Below are 17,969 nucleotides of genomic sequence, written 5' to 3'. Positions count from 1 at the left end.
TCGATCAGCCGCCCGCCGGGGCCTGCGGCTGGTCGCCCTGCACGTTGTCCCGGGGAGTCGTACCGGTGGCCGTGATGCCGCCGGAGCAGGGTGCGCCGGGCTCCATGGAGGCGTTCTGCCGGAGCGCTGCGACGAAGTCGTCGATCCGGCCGTCGCTCGCGCTGTCGAGCTTGAGCTGGTAGCCCCAGGCCTGCAGCGAGATCGGCCGGTCCAGGTTCTCGATCGGGCTCATCAGCATGAATTCGTTGCCACGGACCTTGCTGGCCAGCTGCTCCACCTGCTCGGCGGGCAGATCCGACTTGTACGTGATCCAGATCGCCCCGTGCTCCAGGCTGTGCACCGCGTGCTCGTTCGCGATCGGCGCGTCGTAGACGTCACCCACGCAGTTCTGCCAGGCGTTGTTGTGACTGCTGCCGACCGGAGGGCTGATCTTGTATGTCAGGGGGCCCGCCTCGTGCGACTGCTTGCCGGGGAACGGCTCCACCAACGACGGGTCGGTCTTCCGGTAATTGGTGATGCCGTCGATGGCGGCGGCCTTGTCTTCCCAGCTCTTGCCGTTCTGGATCACCGCGTAGGCGCCGTATCCGATGATCGCGGCGGTGACCACACCAACGGCCACGAAGAGGCCGATCGAACCCCACGAGCGGCCCTGGCTGACCCGTACCGGAGCGACCGGCCGGCGCTGCTGCGGCTTCTTGCCACCGCCACCGCCGCCGGACCGGTTGGCTGGAACCCGGCCGGCCGAGGAGGTCTTGGCAGCCGTCCCCGCGGGCTTGGCCCCGGCCGCCTTGCCGTCCTCGGTGGGCTTGGCCCCGGCCGCCTTGCCGCCCTCGGCGGGCTTGCCGCCGGCCGGCGACTTCTTGCCGGTGCTGACCACGGACGGACGGCGCTGTTCGCCGCCCGAGGTGCTGATGCTCATGGTCCCTCGTCAGGTCGGTCGGTCAGGGGATGGCGGGCCGTAAAGGCGCAGGGTCGCCACCGAGTGACCGAGTCTACCCCCGTAACATGGTTCGGTGACTCCCGCCAATCTCGCCGAGGCCGTCCTCGCTGCCGCCCACGCCGTCTTCGCCCGGCGTGGTCTCGATCCCTCCGTACTGCCGGAGTCGGTGGCGCTGGAGCGACCGCGCAATCCCGAGCACGGCGACTACGCGTCCACGATCGCCCTCCAGTTGAGCAAGCGGGTCGGCGTGCCGCCCCGGGACCTGGCCGCAGCCCTCGCCGAGGAACTGGGCCGGACACCCGGGGTCAAATCGGTGGAGATCGCCGGGCCGGGCTTCCTCAACCTCCGCCTCGACCCGGCCGCCGCCGGGCAGCTCGCCCGCGAGGTGGTCCAGGCCGGTCAGGCGTACGGGAGCAGCGACCGGCTCACCGGGCAGCGGGTCAACCTGGAGTTCGTCTCGGCGAACCCGACCGGCCCGATCCACCTCGGGCACACCCGGTGGGCGGCGGTCGGCGACTCGCTGCGCCGGATTCTCGCCAAGGCCGGCGCCGAGGTCACCAGCGAGCACTACGTCAACGACGCCGGTGTCCAGATCGAGCGCTTCGGCCGGTCGCTGTACGCGGCGGCCCGGGGCGAGCCGACCCCGGAGGACGGCTACCCGGGCGAGTACGTCACGGAGATCGCCACCCGGGTCGTCGCCGAGCGGCCCGACGTGTTCGACCTGCCGGCCGACGAGGCCATGATCGTCTTCCAGGACCGTGGTTACCACCTCATGCTGGACGAGATGCGGGCCAGCCTGGAGCGGTTCGGCGTGCATTTCGACGTCTGGTTCTCCGAGCGCACCCTGCACAGCAGCGGCGCGGTGGAGCACGCGCTCGGCCGGCTCCGCGAGCAGGGCCACGTGTACGACGCCGACGGCGCCATCTGGCTGCGCACCACCGACTTCGGTGACGACAAGGACCGGGTGCTGATCCGGAGCAACGGCGAGTTGACCTACTTCGCCGCCGACTCGGCGTACTACATCAACAAGCGGGAGCGCGGCTTCGACAAGTGCGTCTACCTGCTCGGCGCCGACCACCACGGCTACGTGAACCGGCTCCGGGCGATCGCCGCCTGCGCCGGGGACGACCCGGACTTCAACATCGAGATCCTGATCGGCCAACTGGTCAACCTGGTCCGCAACGGCGTGCCGGTACGGCTGTCCAAGCGGGCCGGCAACATCATCACGCTCGACGACATCGTGGACGCGGTCGGCGTGGACGCGGCCCGTTACTCGCTGGCGCGCTCCTCGACGGACTCGCCGCTGACCCTGGACATCGACGAGATCACCAAGAACTCGAACGACAACCCGGTGCACTACGTGCGGTACGCGCACGCCCGGATCGCCTCGCTGCTGCGCTACGCGGTCGACCTCGGGGTGACCCGGGGGGACGACTTCGACCCGGGGCTGCTCAGCCACGCCAAGGAGAACGAGCTGATCAAGACGCTCGGCGAGTTCCCCGGTGTGGTCGCGACGGCGGCCGAGCTGCGCGAGCCGCACCGGATCGCCCGCTACCTGGAGGAGCTGGCCGGCACGTACCACCGGTTCTACGACGCGTGCCGGGTCCTGCCGGTGGGCGACGAGCCGGCGACCGACCTGACCCGGGCCCGGCTGTGGCTGGTCGAGGCGTCCCGGATCGTCCTGGCCAACGGCCTGGCCCTGCTCGGCGTCTCCGCACCGGAGCGGATGTGACAGGTGCGTACGTGACCGGGACGGTACCGCCGGCTGGAATCGCCGGGAAGAGCGAGCTACCGCGCCTGGGCGCGGCGAAGGAGAAGTGATGCGGGCTCACGAAGCGGGGGCGCTGCACGGCGACCTCGGGGTCCGAGGACCGGCGTGGCTGCGTACCCCGGAGGACGTCAACGCCCTCGTGCCGCACCTGTGGCCGCGCAACGTCACCCGGGACGCCGACGGTGCGCTCGTGGTCGCCGGCCTCGGCATCCGCGAACTGGCGGCGGAGTTCGGCACCCCGGCGTACGTCCTGGACGAGGACGACCTGCGGGACCGGTGCCGCCAGTTCCGGGCGGCGTTCCCGGACGAGGACGTCTACTACGCCGGAAAGGCGTTCACCTGCCGGGCGGTGGTTCGGGTGATCGCCGAGGAGGGCCTGCACCTCGACGTCTGCTCCGGCGGGGAACTGGCGGTGGCGTTGTCCGCCGGTATGCCGGCCGAACGGATCGGGTTCCACGGCAACAACAAGTCCCCGGCCGAACTCGCCAGGGCCCTCGACGCCGGGGTCGGCCGGATCGTCGTCGACTCCTTCCAGGAGATCGACCGGCTCACCGCGCTGGCCCGGGAACGCGACGTACGGCCGCGGGTGATGATCCGGGTCACCGTCGGCGTCGAGGCGCACACCCACGAGTTCATCGCGACCGCGCACGAGGACCAGAAGTTCGGCTTCTCGCTCGCCGGAGGCGCGGCGGCGACCGCCGCTTTCAAGATCCTCGACGAGGACGTGCTGGAACTGCGCGGACTGCACTCGCACATCGGTTCGCAGATCTTCGACACCAGCGGGTTCGAGGTGTCCGCCCGGCGGGTGCTGGCGCTCCAGGCGCAGATTCGGGACGCGCGCGGGGTCGAGTTGCCGGAACTGGACCTGGGCGGCGGGTTCGGCATCGCCTACACGACCCAGGACGACCCGGCGGCACCGCACGAACTGGCGAAGCGGCTGAACAAGATCGTCGATGACGAGTGTGCCGCGCTGCAACTGGCCGGTCCGAGGCTGTCGATCGAGCCGGGCCGGGCGATCATCGGCCCGGCCGTGTTCACCCTCTACGAGGTCGGCACGGTCAAGGACGTGGACGGGATCCGCACCTATGTCAGCGTCGACGGCGGGATGAGCGACAACATCCGGACCGCGCTGTACGGCGCGTCGTACTCGGCGACCATCGCGTCCCGGGCGTCCGTGGCCGAGTCGATTCTCGCCCGGGTGGTGGGAAAGCATTGCGAAGCCGGGGACGTGGTGGTGAAGGATGAATTTCTGCCCGCCGACGTGCAGCCCGGAGATCTTCTCGCCGTGCCCGGAACGGGCGCCTACTGCCGGAGCATGGCCAGCAACTACAACCATGTCCCACGACCACCCGTCGTGGCGGTCCGGAACGGCCGTGCGCGGGTGATCGTCCGGCGGGAGACCGAAGACGACCTGCTGGCATTGGATGTGGGATGAGTAGTGCGCGGGTGATCCGGCCGGTCCGACTGGCCCTGCTGGGCTGTGGCACCGTCGGCACCGAGGTGGTACGGCTGTTGCACGAGCAGGCCGCCGACCTGACCGCCCGGGTCGGTGCACCGCTGGAACTGGCCGGCATCGCCGTACGCCGGCTCGCCCGCGAGCGGGGACCGCTGCCCGCCGACCCGTCGCTGTTCACCACCGACGCGCTCGGCCTGGTCAAGCGGGACGACGTCGACCTGGTGATCGAGGTGGTCGGCGGGATCGAACCGGCCCGGACCTGGCTGGTCGAGGCGATGCGGGCCGGCAAGGGCGTGGTGACCGCCAACAAGGCCCTGCTGGCCGAGGACGGCGGCACGCTGCACGACGCCGCCGCCGAAGGCGGTGCCAACCTCTACTACGAGGCGGCGGTGGCCGGGGCGATCCCGCTGCTCCGCTCGCTGCGCGAGTCCCTGCACGGCGACACGATCAGCCGGGTCACCGGCATCGTCAACGGCACCACGAACTTCATCCTCTCCGCGATGGACGCCACCGGCGCCGGCTTCACGGAGGCGCTGGACGAGGCGACCGAGCTGGGTTACGCGGAAGCGGATCCGACCGCCGACGTCGAGGGCTTCGACGCCGCCGCCAAGGCCGCGATCCTGGCCTCGCTCGCCTTCCACACCCGGGTGACCGCCGCCGACGTCCACCGGGAGGGCATCACCGAGGTCACCGCGGCCGACATGGCCAGCGCCAAGGCGATGGGCTGCACCATCAAGCTGCTCTGCATCGCGTCCCGGGGCCCGGACTCCACCGGAACGGAGTCGGTCAGCGTCCGGGTGCATCCGGCGATGATCCCGGTCAGCCATCCGCTGGCCAGCGTCGGCGACGCCTTCAACGCGGTCTTCGTCGAGGCCGCTGCCGCAGGTCAGCTCATGTTCTACGGTCGGGGTGCCGGCGGTGCGCCGACCGCGAGCGCGGTGCTCGGCGACGTGGTCGCGGCGGCCCGCAACCATCTGGCGGGGGTCCGTACCCCGAGCGAGTCGTCGTACGCGGCGTTGCCGATCCGGCCGATGGGGGAGGCGGTCACCCGCTACCACATCAGCCTCGACGTTGCCGACCGACCGGGCGTACTGGCGGCGGTCGCCGGGGTGTTCGCCCGGCACGACGTGTCGATCGCGACCGTACGGCAGGCGTCCGCGCCGTCCGGTCCGGCCGATGGTTCCGGTCCGGTGGGCCGGGGTGGCGACGCGATCCTGGTGATCGTGACGCATGCCGCACCGGACGCCGCGCTCGCCGCGACGGTCGAGGAACTGCGCAGGCTGGAGATCGTCCGCTCGATCGCCAGCGTGCTCCGCGTCGAGGGCGGCAGCCGCTAGCGGCCGCCCGGTGCCGGTCCGCCGCTGATCACCTGGTGGGCCGGTCGTCCCGATAGGTGGTTAGCGGGTGGTGCGGGTGCGGTCGATCGGCGACCCTGGGGCACCGTGGAGCTGACCCGCCGCTGCCGACCAGACCGGGCGGGCACCGCAGGTGCGAGGAGAGAGATATGTGGCGGGGCTTGATCGAGGCGTACCGGAACCGGCTGCCGGTCAGCGAGGCCACGCCGGTGATCACCCTCAACGAGGGGAACACTCCGCTGCTGCCGGCCCCGGTGCTCTCCGCGCGACTCGGTTGTGACGTCTATCTCAAGGTGGAGGGCGCCAACCCCACCGGCTCGTTCAAGGACCGGGGCATGACGCTGGCGGTCTCCAAGGCGGTCGAGGCCGGCAACAAGGCGATCATCTGTGCGTCCACCGGCAACACCAGCGCCTCGGCGGCGGCGTACGCGGCCCGGGCCGGACTCACCTGCGCCGTACTCGTTCCGCAGGGCAAGATCGCACTGGGCAAGATGGCCCAGGCGCTGGTCCACGGCGCCCGACTGCTGCAGATCAACGGCAACTTCGACGACTGCCTGGCACTCGCCGCCAAGCTGGCCCAGGACTATCCGGTGACGCTTGTCAACTCGGTCAACATCAACCGGCTGCACGGCCAGAAGACGGCGGCGTTCGAGATCGTCGCGGCGCTCGGCGACGCCCCCGACATCCACTGCCTGCCGGTCGGCAACGCCGGCAACATCACCGCGTACTGGATGGGCTACCAGGAGGAGACCGACGAGGGCAACGCCACCCGCCGCCCGAAGATGTACGGCTTCCAGGCCTCCGGCGCCGCGCCCATCGTCACCGGTACGGCGGTCCGCGAACCGTCGACCATCGCCACCGCGATCCGGATCGGGAACCCGGCAAGTTGGACGCAGGCGCTGGATGCCCGGGACTCCTCCGGCGGACTGATCGAGGCGGTGACCGACCGGGAGATCCTGTCCGCGTACCGGCTGCTCGCCCGCGAGGTGGGCGTCTTCGTCGAGCTGGCCAGCGCGGCCAGTGTCGCCGGCCTGTTGCAGCAGGCCGCAGCCGGCATGGTGCCCAGCGGATCGACCGTGGTCTGCACGGTGACGGGGCACGGCCTCAAGGACCCGGAGTGGGCCATCTCGACCGCGCCCTCGCCGATCACCATCCAGAACGACGTGCCCACCGCCGCCCGCGCCCTCGACCTCGCCTGATCCGGGCCGGCAGCCGGCTCCGGCGGGCCGGACCGGTCAGGACTGCGGGTCGATGATCCGGACCCGGCTGAGCCAGCCGAGGCTCAGCGGGCCGCCGTAGGTCAGGCCGTGCGCGGTGCCGCTCACGGCGGCGTTCGCCGAGGTGGTCACGTGCACCCGGCCGTCCTCGTCGGTCCGCCGGGAGCGGGTGGGCTCGCTGCTGCCCGTCCACGTCACGTCGATGGTCGTCACGCCGCTGGCGTACTCGTCCTCGGTGCAGGACACCTCCTCCTCGTTGGCGTACGTGCAGGTGCGGCGGGTCTCCTGGTAGGGCAGCCGGGTGGAGAAGCTGCCCTGGTCGAACGAGAACGAGAAGCGGCGTACCGGGACGGCGTCCGAGTTCCGGAAGACGAAGTCGCAGGTACGGCCGCTCTCGGTGTCCCGGCACTGGTTGTCGGCCCAGTCGACGTCGATGGTGGTGCGGCCGGCCGCGCTGGTCACGTCGAGGTCCATGCCCGCGTTGCTGTCCTGGCTCTCGAACAGGATATGGACGTACTTGGTGACGGTGTCCGCCGAGGCGGGAGCCGAGGGGAGCAGGGCCGTCGCGGTCAGGGCGGCGCCGGCGACGATCAGGGCGGAACGGAATCGGGTCACGTTGCTCCTTTGTAGAGTGCTGGAGCGGTCACCATAAGCCAACCGTCCGACCTTCTCCGCCGCGTCGTCCGGTACCCGTACCCGCTCCTGTCGACCGACCGCCCAGCGGGGCGGTACGGCGAGCTGAGAGCCTGCTGAGCAGGGGTTGCCCGCCGACCCGGCCGACCCGCAGGCTGCGCCCAGCGCCCCGATTTCGGACCGGAGATGCGGGTCAGGCAGACTTCCTCCTGCCGCGCCGACGTGAGAACTCGCGCGATCACAAATCTCGCGCCAACTCGATACACAGGAGTGAGCCGCTGATGTCGTTCCTCGCCAGACTCAGTCTCGCCAACCGAGGGCTCGTCGCGCTCATCGCGATCGTGATCACGGCATTCGGCGCGTACGCCGTGCCGTCGCTGAAGCAGCAGCTTCTGCCCTCGTTGGAGTTTCCGGCGGCGTTCATCATCGCGCCGTATCCGGGCGCCGGGCCGGAGGTTGTCGAGGAGCAGGTCGCCGAGCCGATCGAGAACAGCATCCAGGGCATCGCCGGGCTGGACAAGGTCACCTCGACCTCCCAGGAGGGCAGCGCCACCCTCCAGGTCGAGTACGAGTTCGGCACCGACCTCGACGACGCGGTCAACAAGATGCAGACCGCGCTGAACCGGATCCAGCTTCCGGAGGGCGTCGAGCCGCAGGTGATCGCCGGCAGCACCGACGACCTGCCCGCGGTGGTGCTGGCGGCGGCCGGCGGCGGCGACGAGCGGGCCCTCGCGGACCGGCTCGCCGACACCGTCGTACCCGAACTGGAGTCCATCGACGGGGTCCGCACGGTCGAGGTGACCGGCGCGCGCGACCAGCAGGTGGTGATCACTCCCAACCCGGCCAAGCTCGTCGCGGCCGGCGTCTCACCGACCGCGATCGGCACCGCGCTCCAGGCCAACGGCGTGACGATCCCGGCCGGTGCGGTCACCGAGAACGACCAGACCCGCACGGTCCAGATCGGTGGCCGGATCTCCTCGGCCGAGGAACTCGCCGGCATCTATCTCCCGCCGGGCCGGCCGGGCGGCACGGCGGTCCGGCTCGGCGACATCGCGACCGTCGAGCAGCAACTCGCCGCGCCGACCTCGTTCACCCGGACCAACGGCAGCGACAGCCTCGGCATCATGGTCACCGCCTCACCGGACGGCAACGCGGTGGGCATCTCGCACGAGATCCGGGACCGGCTGGCCGACCTCTCGACCGCCTCCGGCGCCACCCTGAGCGTGGTCTTCGACCAGGCGCCATTCGTCGAGAAGTCCATCGAGAGCCTGACCACCGAGGGTCTGCTCGGCCTGGTCATGGCGGTACTTGTGATCCTGGTGTTCCTGCTCTCGGTCCGGTCCACCCTCGTCACGGCGGTCTCCATCCCGCTCTCCGTGCTGGTGGCGCTGATCGCGCTCTGGATCGGGAAGTACTCGCTCAACCTGCTCACCCTCGGCGCGCTGACCATCGCGGTGGGCCGGGTGGTCGACGACTCGATCGTGGTCCTGGAGAACATCAAGCGACATCTCGGGTACGGCGAGGAGAAACGCGGCGCCATCATCGGCGCCGTCCGGGAGGTCGCCGGTGCGGTCACCGCGTCCACCCTCACCACCGTCGCCGTCTTCACCCCGATCGTGCTGGTCGGCGGGTTCGTCGGGCAGCTCTTCGCGCCGTTCGCGATCACCGTGACGGTGGCACTGCTCGCCTCGCTGCTGGTGTCGCTGACCATCATCCCGGTGCTGGCCTACTGGTTCCTCCGGCCGGCGAACGGTGGCGCGAGCGCGGAGGCGCTACGGCGGGCGGCGGAGGAGAAGGAGTTGCGCAGCCCACTCCAGCGCGGCTACCTGCCGGTGATCCGGTTCGCGACGCGGCGGCGCTGGCTGACCGTCGCCCTCGGCCTGGTCGTGCTCTTCGGCACCTTCGGGCTCGGCACCCGGCTGGAGACCAACTTCCTCGACGACTCCGGGCAGGACACCCTCAACATCAGCCAGGAACTGCCGGTCGGCAGCAGCCTGGGTGCGACCGACGCGGCCGCGAAGCAGGTCGAGACGGTGCTGGAGCGTACCGACGGAGTCGACTCGTACCAGGTGACGGTGGGTGGCGGTGCCAACCCGTTCGGCGGGGGCGGCAGCGTCAACAGCGCGAACTTCTCCGTCGCGCTCGGCGAGGACGCCGACGCCACGGCACTGAAGGAGACGCTGCGGACGGAGTTCGACAAACTCAGCGGCGCCGGCGAGGTCAGTTTCGGGGAGGCCGGCGGGCCGGGTGGCGGATCCGTCAACCAGCTCCAGGTGATCGTGCGGGCCGCCGATGTCGACGTGCTGGCCCGGGCGACCGAGCAGGTACGCCAGGCCATGTCGGACACCCCGAAGGTGACGGACGTGCAGAGCAGCCTGGCGGAGAGCGCGCCCCGGATCGACATCAAGGTCGACCGGGCCGCCGCCGCCCGGTTCGGGCTCTCCGACGCCGCCGTCGGTCAGCTCGTCGCGCAGCAGTTCCGGGGCAGCCCGCTCGGCAAGATCACGCTCGGCGGGAAGCAGCAGGACGTGGTGCTGCGTACGGGGCAGCCGCCGGCCGGCATCGAAGCGTTGCGGGCCCTGCCGGTGGGGCCGACCGGTGCGGTCAGGTTGGACGACATCGCCGACGTGACCGAGGTACAGGGTCCGCTGGCGGTGACCCGGATCGACGGAGAGCGCAGCGCCACCGTCACCGGTACGTCGACCGGGTCGAACCTCGGCGCGACCACCGCCGCCCTCCAGAAGCGCCTCGACGCGATCGAGGTGCCGGGGGCGACGTTCGCGGTGGGCGGGGTCAGCGCCGACCAGGCGGAGGCCTTCGCCGACCTGGGACTCGCGGTGCTCGCCGCGATCGCGATCGTCTTCGTGATCATGGTGGCCACCTTCCGTAGCCTGATCCAGCCGCTGATCCTGCTCGTCTCCATCCCGTTCGCCGCCACCGGTGCGATCGGGCTGCTGCTGGCCACCGGCACGCCGCTGGGCGTACCGGCCCTGATCGGTGTGTTGATGCTGGTCGGCATCGTGGTGACCAACGCGATCGTGTTGATGGACCTGGTCAATCAGTACCGGGCCCAGGGGATGGGTGTGACCGAGGCGGTGGTCGAGGGCAGCCGGCGCCGGCTGCGGCCGATCCTGATGACCGCCATCGCGACCATCTTCGCGCTGCTGCCGATGGCACTCGGCTTGACCGGCGAGGGCGGGTTCATCTCGCAGCCGCTGGCGGTGGTGGTGATCGGCGGTCTGATCAGCTCGACGCTGCTCACCCTGGTGCTGGTGCCGACGCTCTACACGATGGTCGAGAACGCCAAGGAGCGGATGCGCCGCCGGCGCGGCGGGTCTGCCGACGGAGCCGGCTCGGACGAGCCGGGCGGGGACGGCGCCGGGTCTGGTGCGGGTACGCCGGTACCGGCCGGCGTGGCGGGTGCGCACGCCGTACCGGCCGGGCCGACGGGACCCCTGGGCGGGCGTCCGACGCCGTCCGGAGCGTTGATCGACGGTACCGACCAGTTCGAGGTGCTGCGGCTGCCGAAGAGCCGCCGGTCTCCGCTGCCGCCGACGGAGGACTGAGCGGGCCGACGGAGAACTGGGCGGATCGGGTCGGGCCGGAGTACCGGCCCGGCCCGACGTCATCCCCAGCAGGGGTCCGGACACCGGCGGGGTAAGGTCCCGGTACGTGTCGACACCCCTTTCCGTCCTTACCCACAACCGTGACTTCCGCCGTCTGCTCGGCGCGGAACTCGTGGTGTTCGGGGCCGACTGGTTCGTCATGGTGCCGCTGCTGGTGCTGCTTCCGAAGCTGACCGGCAGCGGTGTGTGGGGAGCACTGGTGCTCGCCGTCGACAACGGAATCCTCGCCCTGCTGCTGCCGTACGCCGGGACCGTCGCCGACCGGCTGGACCGTAAGAAGATCCTGATCGCGTCGAACCTGACCGCGCTGGCCGCGATCGTCCTGCTGCTCGGCGTACGGAGTTCCGGCACCGCCTGGTTGGCGCTGCTCGCGATCGGGGCGGTGGCGATCGCGAAGGCCTTCTACTCGCCGGCCGCACAGGCCGCCCTGCCGAACGTGGTCGACCCGGACGACCTGCCCGCCGCGAACGCGGTCGCCGGCTCGGCGTGGGGCACGATGAGCATCGTCGGGGCGTCCCTCGGCGGGGTGCTGACCGCCGCGGTGGGGCCGTACGCCTGTTTCTGGGTGGCGTCGATCGGCCTCGCGGGCGCCTCCGGCCTGACCTGGCTGATCCACCGGCCGTTGCAGGCACCGCGCGACCCCGACGGGCCGGAGCCGCGTCCGTGGACGGCGATCCGGGAGGCGTTGCAGTACATCGGCGGGCGTCCCCGGGTACTGGCGCTGGTGACCGTCAAGAGCGCGGTTGGCCTCGGCAACGGCGTACTGACCGTGTTCCCGCTGCTCGCCGGCCTGTACGGGATCGGCGCGCTGGGCACCGGCCTGCTCTTCGCGGTACGCGGAGCCGGTGTGCTGATCGGGCCGCTGCTGATGCGCCGGGTGCTGCACCACCGGTCCTGGCTGCTGCCCGGCCTCGCGCTGTCGATGTCGACGTACGGGTTGGGTTATCTCGGTGTGTCGCTCACGCACTGGTTTCCGCTGGTCCTGGTGCTGGTCTTCGTCGCGCACTTCGCCGGGGGCAGCAACTGGGTGATGTCGAACTACGCGTTGCAGGGCGAGGTGCCGGACCGGTTGCGGGGTCGGGTCTTCGCCACCGACATGATGCTGGCGACCGTGGCCATCGCGGTCAGCCAACTGGCGGTGGCCGGGGTGGTGGACCACGTCGACCAGCGGGTGGTGCTGGCCGGCTGCGGGCTGACCACCCTGGTCTACGCCGTCGGCTGGTGGGTGGCGACCCGGCGGCTCGACCTGTCCGGCGAGGAGGGCCCGGAGGCGAATCCGCAGCCGGCGGGCCAGCCGGGCTGAAAAACCCGGCGACGCCGATATTCCGGGGCTGACCGGGGTACTCAGGGCCATCGACGTCGTGCCGGATCCCCGAGTTGCCGGCCGCCTGGCCAGGTGGCGCGGCGGTCGGCTGCTGCATCCGCGCGGACTCTCCTTCACCGGTCAGGTCGAGCTGTGGGGGCCGCTGGCGGTCCGGATGGCGGGCGGTGCGGGCCGCTGTGCCGGGACCGTACGGCTCTCCCGTGGCACACCCACCCCGGACGGCTGGCCGGACGTGCTGGGTCTCGCCGTCCGGCTGCACGGCCGTGCCGGCCCGTTCGACCTGTTGCTCTCCACGAGCAGTCAGCGGCGGGTGCTGCGACACGTGCCGATTCCCAGGTACGACTTCGCCGGCCCGTACGGCAGCCTGGTGGGGTACCGGATCGACAACCGCCGGGTGTACGTCGCCGCGCGCTCGAGCCGGCCGCTCGGCCGCACCCTGGACGAGGTGGCCTCGGTCGCCGACCGGGACGCGGCCTGTCTGGACCTCTTCGCCGTCGGCGGAACCGGCCCGTGGCGCCGGTTCGGGCGGGTCGTCTTCGGCGCGCGGCTGCCCGCCGAGGTGGACGCGGCGCTGGCCTTCGACCCGGACGGCTGCCGTGGCTCGGCGTTGCGTCCGACCGGCCTGATCCAGCGGCTGCGCGGAGCCGGTTACGCGTTCTCACAGCGGAGTCGGGGCGCCGCTGCCGACCAGACCCGGCTGCCCTGACGTCACGACACCGCTCCTCCTTCGCTGGCGGGTCCGTAGGCGAGTCTTCCTCCGGTCTTTCTCCGCTGGTGAGCATCCGCTATCGTTGTGATATCACATCGCTAGCAGGGAGATGTCATGGAACGACGGGCCTTCCGGATCTCCGGGTTCATTCCGATCGGAGTTCTGCTGCTCCTGGCCGCCGCCGGGATCGCGAGCGTCCTGCCGGTTCTCGACGAAGCCGGTGTCCATCCCCGGATCGGCGTGGTCAGCGTCGGATACGCCGTACTCGCCATGCTGGCGGCCACCGGGTTCACCGTGGTCAACCCGAACGAGGCTCAGGTCGTGCAGTTCTTCGGCCGCTACGTGGGCAGCATCCGGGATTCCGGGTTGCACTGGACCTGGCCGCTCACCGCCCGGTCCCGGGTCACGCTGCGGGTGCGCAACTTCGAGACCGCCCGGCTCAAGGTCTCCGACGCCGACGGCAACCCCGTGGAGATCGCGGCGGTCGTCGTGTGGCAGGTGGTCGACTCGGCCAAGGCCGAATTCGCCGTCGACGACCACGTCGAGTACGTTGCCGTGCAGTCCGAGGCGGCCGTCCGGCACCTGGCCACCAGTTACCCGTACGAGGCACACGACTCCGGCCGGGCGAGCCTGCGGGACAGCGCGGTCGTCAGCGAGGAGCTGACCTCCGAGCTGCGCGAACGGGTTCAGTTGGCCGGCGTCGAGGTGCTCGAATCACGCACCACCCACCTGGCGTACGCGCCCGAGATCGCCCAGGCGATGCTGGCCCGTCAACAGGCGAGCGCGATCGTCGGAGCCCGATTCAAGATCGTCGAAGGGGCGGTGGGTATGGTCTCGAACGCGCTGGAGCGGCTGCGCGACGAGCACGTGGTGGAACTGGACGAGGAACGGAAGGCCCAGATGGTGGCGAACCTGCTCGTCGTACTCTGCGGCGACCGGGCCGTCCAGCCGGTGGTGAACGCCGGATCCCTCTACAGCTAGGGCCTGCACACCGATGGCCGAACGCAAGAAACTCCTGCTCCGGATCGATCCGCAGGTCTACGACGCGATCGCCAGATGGGCGGCGGACGATCTCCGCAGCGTCAACGCGCAGATCGAGTACGCGCTGCGGCTGGCCCTGCGTTCGGCCGGCAGGCCACCGAGGTCGGCCCGGGACGGCGATGCGGAATCCGGTGCGACCGGTACGGGGGAGGCGCCGGAGTCCGCGCCGGACGGGGACCTAGCATGAGCCGGATGCGGCCCTCCTTCGTATCCGAGCCGGTCCGGGTCCGGGTGCCGGCGACCAGCGCCAACCTCGGCCCCGGCTTCGACACGCTCGGCCTGGCCCTGGCGCTCTACGACGACGTCGGCGCTCGGATCACCTCGGACGGTTGCCGGGTCGAGGTCACCGGAGAAGGCGCGGGAGAGTTGCCGGACGGCGAGGAGCATCTGGTCGTCCGGGCCATCCGGGCCGGCTTCGACGCGCTCGGCGGCCAACCGTCCGGGCTGGCCGTCGAATGCGTCAACCGGATCCCACAGGCTCGTGGCCTCGGCTCCTCGTCGGCGGCGATCGTCGCCGGGGTCCTGCTGGCCCGGGCCCTGGTCATCGACGGTGACCGGGACCTCGACGACGACGCGGTGCTGCGACTGGCGGCCGAGTTGGAGGGGCATCCGGACAACGTCGCGCCCTGCCTGCTCGGCGGGTTCACCATCGCCTGGTCGGAGTCGGGTGACCCGGCCCGGGCGGTGACGCTGCCGGTCGCCCCGGACGTCCAACCCACCGTCTTCGTGCCGCGGGAGCGGGGGCTGACCGCGGTGGCGAGGGCGGCGCTGCCGGCGACGGTGCCGCACGGCGACGCGGCCCGCAACGCCGGCCGGGCGGCTCTGCTGGTGCACGCCCTGACCGCCGACCCGACCCTGCTTCTCGCGGCGACCGAGGATCGGTTGCACCAGAATTACCGCGCGGGTGGAATGCCCAATAGTGCGGCGCTTCTGGCTGAGTTGCGTGCGACCGGTGTGGCCGCTGTGATCAGTGGGGCGGGCCCGTCGGTCCTGGCGCTGACCAGCCCCGACGAGGAATTCAGCCCGGGAATGGGCTGGACCTCGCAAAGGTTGCCGATAGACGTAGCCGGGGCACGGGTCTATGGGGGTAGACTGGGACACGCCGAGCGGGACCCTGTTGCCGCAGGTCGGAAGAGTTGATTACGCTCTAGACCTAGCACAGCCGCAAAGCAATGCGACTCCTGCGGGTCGGTGCACCCCCGAAGCTTTCGGCGGTCAGCCCGTCTCACCCTTGCCTAGGTTCACGCCGCACCGCAGTTTCCACAGGTCGCCGCAGGCGGCGAGACCTGCTCACCGACGTTGGTGAGTCGGGAAACCAACCGGCTGCTGTGTTACAGACTCCCGCGACGCGTCATGCGAGGCGGGTGCACCGAGGCCGCCCGGCCGGTTCGTTCTTCAGGCCACGGGCAGCCCCGGCCTTAACGAGGGAAGGAATCCATTGAGCGACACCACCGACGTGACGTCGGATGTTTCCAACGTCGCTGGCGAAGCCACCGCAGGTTCTACCCGCCGTCGGCGGACCGGAACCGGGCTGTCGGCGATGCTGCTGCCAGAGTTGCAGAGCCTGGCCGCGTCGCTCGGCATCTCCGGTACGGCCCGGATGCGCAAGGGCGAGCTGATTGCCGCGATCTCGGAACGGCAGTCCGGCACCACCGGTGCTGCCAGTGCCGCCAGTGGCGGTGCGCCACGCCCCCGCGCCGAGGTCTCGGCGGCGGCCGCACCGGCTCGCGAAGAGGTCCGGGCCGAGGTGCGCGAGAGCGACCGACCGGACGGTGAGCGTCGGGCCGCCGCAGAGCAGGCACCGGCCACCGCCGCCGCTGGCGGCGAAGGGCGGGCGCGCACGTCCCGGCGGTCCAGCCGGGCCGCTGCCGCCACCGTCGAGGTGGAGACCGAGGCACCTCAGGTCGAGCGGATCGAGCGTCCCGAGCGGACCGAGCGCCCGGAGCGCGGCGAGCGGGCCGAGCGTGGTGACCGGGCCGAGCGTGGTGACCGGGCCGAGCGTGGTGACCGGGCCGAGCGCGGCGAGCGGGCCGAGCGTGGCGAGCGGGCCGAGCGTGGCGAGCGCGGTGACCGTGGTGAGCGGGCCGAGAGCGCCGAGCGAACCGAGGGTGGCGAGCGCGGTGAGCGGGCCGACCGTGGCGACTCCCGCAACGGCCGGGACCGTAACGACCGGGGCGAGCGCGGCAATGACCGGGGCGAGCGCGGCGAATCGCGCGGCGACCGGGGCCAGCGTTCGGTGGACCGGGACAACGACGGCGACGACGACGACAGCAGTGGACGGCGCAGCCGGCGCAGCCGGTTCCGGGACCGGCGTCGGGGTCGCAACGACCGTCCGGACAACGGCGAGAGTGGCGGCGGCGGCAGCAGCCGCGAGCCGCAGGTCAACGAGGACGACGTGCTCGTTCCGGTGGCCGGCATCATCGACGTGCTCGACAACTACGCGTTCGTCCGGACCACCGGCTATCTGGCCGGCCCCAACGACGTCTACGTGTCGATGTCCCAGGTCAAGAAGTACGGCCTGCGTCGCGGTGATGCCGTCACCGGTGCGGTCCGGGCCTCCCGGGACGGCGAGGCGCGGCGGGACAAGTACAACCCGCTCGTCCGGCTCGACACCATCAACGGAATGGACCCGGAGGAGGCGAAGCGGCGGCCCGAGTTCTACAAGCTCACCCCGCTCTACCCGCAGGAGCGACTGCGGTTGGAGACCGAGCCGCACATCCTCACCACCCGGGTGATGGACCTGGTGACGCCGATCGGCAAGGGCCAGCGGGCGCTCATCATGTCTCCGCCGAAGGCGGGTAAGACGATGGTGCTCCAGGCGATCGCCAACGCGATCACGACCAACAACCCCGAGTGCCACCTGATGGTCGTACTGGTCGACGAGCGGCCCGAAGAGGTCACCGACATGCAGCGCTCGGTCAAGGGCGAGGTCGTCGCGGCCACCTTCGACCGTCCGCCGCAGGACCACACCACCGTCGCGGAGCTGGCGATCGAGCGGGCCAAGCGCCTGGTCGAGCTGGGCCACGACGTGGTCGTACTGCTCGACTCGGTGACCCGGCTCGGTCGGTCGTACAACCTGGCCGCACCGGCCAGTGGTCGGATCATGTCCGGCGGTATCGACTCCACCGCGCTCTACCCGCCGAAGCGTTTCCTCGGCGCGGCGCGGAACATCGAGAACGGCGGCTCGCTGACCATCCTCGCCACCGCGCTGGTGGAGACCGGGTCCGTGATGGACACGGTGATCTTCGAGGAGTTCAAGGGCACCGGCAACGCGGAGTTGAAGCTGGACCGGAAGATCGCCGACAAGCGGACCTTCCCGGCCATCGACATCCACCTCTCCAGCACGCGTAAGGAAGAGATCCTGCTCGCGCCGGAAGAGCTGGCCATCATCCACAAGTTGCGCAAGGTGCTGCACTCGTTGGACTCGCAGGCCGCACTTGACCTGCTGCTGGACCGGCTCAAGCAGTCCCGGACCAACATCGAGTTCCTGATGCAGATCGCGAAGTCCACCCCCGGGGAGTGACCCGGAGCGCCGCGGCGGCGCGATTCGAGTGAACCCACGAGGGGCCCGGCCGGTATCGGCCGGGCCCCTCGGTCGCCGTGCCGGGCCGAGCCGGGCAGGTCCGCCGAGCCAGGCCCGCCGATCAGCGGACGAGCAGGTCGATCAACCCCGTGTGGCTCTCGTCGCCGTGTCGGCGAGTCGGCGCGCCATCAGATCGTCCTCGGTGGTGGGCCGGAGGGGTAGCCGCAGACAGGGCGTTGGAATTTTCCTTCGGTTCAGGTGCCAGGTATTGAAACTTCTATACGTCGTCGGGTTGACTGGCCGACATGGTGACCCGCCGCCGATCCGCCCGCCTCGCCGGTCTGCTGCTCCTGGTGCCGTCGCTGACCGTCGTC

The 17,969-nt window shown here is 70.9% G+C and carries 13 protein-coding genes; 11 read left to right on the top strand and 2 right to left on the bottom strand.

Going from position 1 to position 17,969, the window contains the following annotated elements; all coding sequences use genetic code 11:
• Positions 1–4: 4 nt before the first annotated feature.
• Positions 5–919, bottom strand: a complete 915-nt coding sequence (locus I0C86_RS32725) for a DUF3105 domain-containing protein (RefSeq protein ID WP_196205168.1) — start codon at positions 917–919, stop codon at positions 5–7.
• A 94-nt stretch (positions 920–1,013) separates the two neighbouring features.
• Between I0C86_RS32725 and argS the strand changes: the two genes are divergently transcribed.
• The 4 genes from argS to thrC all read left to right on the top strand — a co-directional run bounded on the left by argS (position 1,014) and on the right by thrC (position 6,721).
• Positions 1,014–2,672, top strand: coding sequence for an arginine--tRNA ligase (gene argS, locus I0C86_RS32720; RefSeq protein WP_196205167.1), 1,659 nt, complete (start codon positions 1,014–1,016; stop codon positions 2,670–2,672).
• Between the two features lie 88 nt (positions 2,673–2,760).
• Positions 2,761–4,146 carry a diaminopimelate decarboxylase gene (gene lysA, locus I0C86_RS32715; protein WP_196205166.1) on the top strand — a complete coding sequence of 462 codons (1,386 nt, stop codon included), beginning with the start codon at positions 2,761–2,763 and terminating at the stop codon, positions 4,144–4,146.
• Positions 4,143–5,504: a homoserine dehydrogenase gene (locus I0C86_RS32710; RefSeq protein ID WP_196205165.1), complete on the top strand. Its 1,362-nt coding sequence runs from the start codon at positions 4,143–4,145 to the stop codon at positions 5,502–5,504. The genes lysA and I0C86_RS32710 overlap by 4 nt, the downstream gene beginning before the upstream one ends.
• A gap of 167 nt (positions 5,505–5,671) precedes the next feature.
• The gene (gene thrC / locus I0C86_RS32705; protein WP_196205164.1) at positions 5,672–6,721 is read left to right on the top strand and encodes a threonine synthase; all 1,050 of its coding nucleotides are present in this window, start codon (positions 5,672–5,674) and stop codon (positions 6,719–6,721) included.
• Positions 6,722–6,757: 36 nt separating this feature from the next.
• On the opposite strand, the gene I0C86_RS32700 is transcribed toward thrC, so the two are convergent.
• A complete protein-coding gene (locus tag I0C86_RS32700; protein WP_196205163.1) occupies positions 6,758–7,354 on the bottom strand; it encodes a hypothetical protein in 597 nt (198 codons plus the stop codon).
• A 299-nt stretch (positions 7,355–7,653) separates the two neighbouring features.
• On the opposite strand from I0C86_RS32700, the gene I0C86_RS32695 reads away from it, so the two are divergent.
• The 7 genes from I0C86_RS32695 (at position 7,654) to rho (ending at position 17,595) form a co-directional block, all read left to right on the top strand.
• Entirely contained in the window at positions 7,654–10,938 is a 3,285-nt protein-coding gene (locus I0C86_RS32695; protein WP_196205162.1) for an efflux RND transporter permease subunit, read from the top strand.
• A gap of 106 nt (positions 10,939–11,044) precedes the next feature.
• Positions 11,045–12,301 (top strand): MFS transporter, encoded by a 1,257-nt coding sequence (locus I0C86_RS32690; RefSeq protein WP_196205161.1) that lies wholly within the window; start codon positions 11,045–11,047, stop codon positions 12,299–12,301.
• Between the two features lie 58 nt (positions 12,302–12,359).
• Positions 12,360–13,028: a phosphodiesterase gene (locus I0C86_RS32685; protein ID WP_196205160.1), complete on the top strand. Its 669-nt coding sequence runs from the start codon at positions 12,360–12,362 to the stop codon at positions 13,026–13,028.
• Between the two features lie 117 nt (positions 13,029–13,145).
• Positions 13,146–14,012: an SPFH domain-containing protein gene (locus tag I0C86_RS32680; RefSeq protein WP_196205159.1), complete on the top strand. Its 867-nt coding sequence runs from the start codon at positions 13,146–13,148 to the stop codon at positions 14,010–14,012.
• Between the two features lie 13 nt (positions 14,013–14,025).
• On the top strand, positions 14,026–14,259 hold the full coding sequence (locus tag I0C86_RS32675; protein WP_196205192.1) for a hypothetical protein: 234 nt from the start codon (positions 14,026–14,028) through the stop codon (positions 14,257–14,259).
• A 5-nt stretch (positions 14,260–14,264) separates the two neighbouring features.
• Complete coding sequence (gene thrB, locus I0C86_RS32670) at positions 14,265–15,212, top strand: homoserine kinase (RefSeq protein WP_196205158.1); 948 nt, start codon at positions 14,265–14,267, stop codon at positions 15,210–15,212.
• A 298-nt stretch (positions 15,213–15,510) separates the two neighbouring features.
• Positions 15,511–17,595: a transcription termination factor Rho gene (gene rho / locus I0C86_RS32665; RefSeq protein WP_196205157.1), complete on the top strand. Its 2,085-nt coding sequence runs from the start codon at positions 15,511–15,513 to the stop codon at positions 17,593–17,595.
• Positions 17,596–17,969 lie beyond the last annotated feature (374 nt).

It is taken from the genome of Plantactinospora alkalitolerans (assembly GCF_015690345.1).
Taxonomy (GTDB): Bacteria; Actinomycetota; Actinomycetes; order Mycobacteriales; family Micromonosporaceae; genus Plantactinospora; species Plantactinospora alkalitolerans.
The sequence above is the reverse complement of the archived record's forward strand: the minus strand, read 5'-3'. Positions and strand labels throughout refer to the sequence as shown.

Bases quoted from the DNA above. Each gene is read 5' to 3' on its own strand.
- lysA (WP_196205166.1), top strand. From the start codon at position 2,761: ATGCGGGCTCACGAAGCGGGGGCGCTGCACGGCGACCTCGGGGTCCGA.
- thrB (WP_196205158.1), top strand. From the start codon at position 14,265: ATGCGGCCCTCCTTCGTATCCGAGCCGGTCCGGGTCCGGGTGCCGGCG.
- I0C86_RS32680 (WP_196205159.1), top strand. From the start codon at position 13,146: ATGGAACGACGGGCCTTCCGGATCTCCGGGTTCATTCCGATCGGAGTT.
- thrC (WP_196205164.1), top strand. From the start codon at position 5,672: ATGTGGCGGGGCTTGATCGAGGCGTACCGGAACCGGCTGCCGGTCAGC.
- I0C86_RS32725 (WP_196205168.1), bottom strand. From the start codon at position 919: ATGAGCATCAGCACCTCGGGCGGCGAACAGCGCCGTCCGTCCGTGGTC.
- I0C86_RS32710 (WP_196205165.1), top strand. From the start codon at position 4,143: ATGAGTAGTGCGCGGGTGATCCGGCCGGTCCGACTGGCCCTGCTGGGC.
- I0C86_RS32695 (WP_196205162.1), top strand. From the start codon at position 7,654: ATGTCGTTCCTCGCCAGACTCAGTCTCGCCAACCGAGGGCTCGTCGCG.
- I0C86_RS32675 (WP_196205192.1), top strand. From the start codon at position 14,026: ATGGCCGAACGCAAGAAACTCCTGCTCCGGATCGATCCGCAGGTCTAC.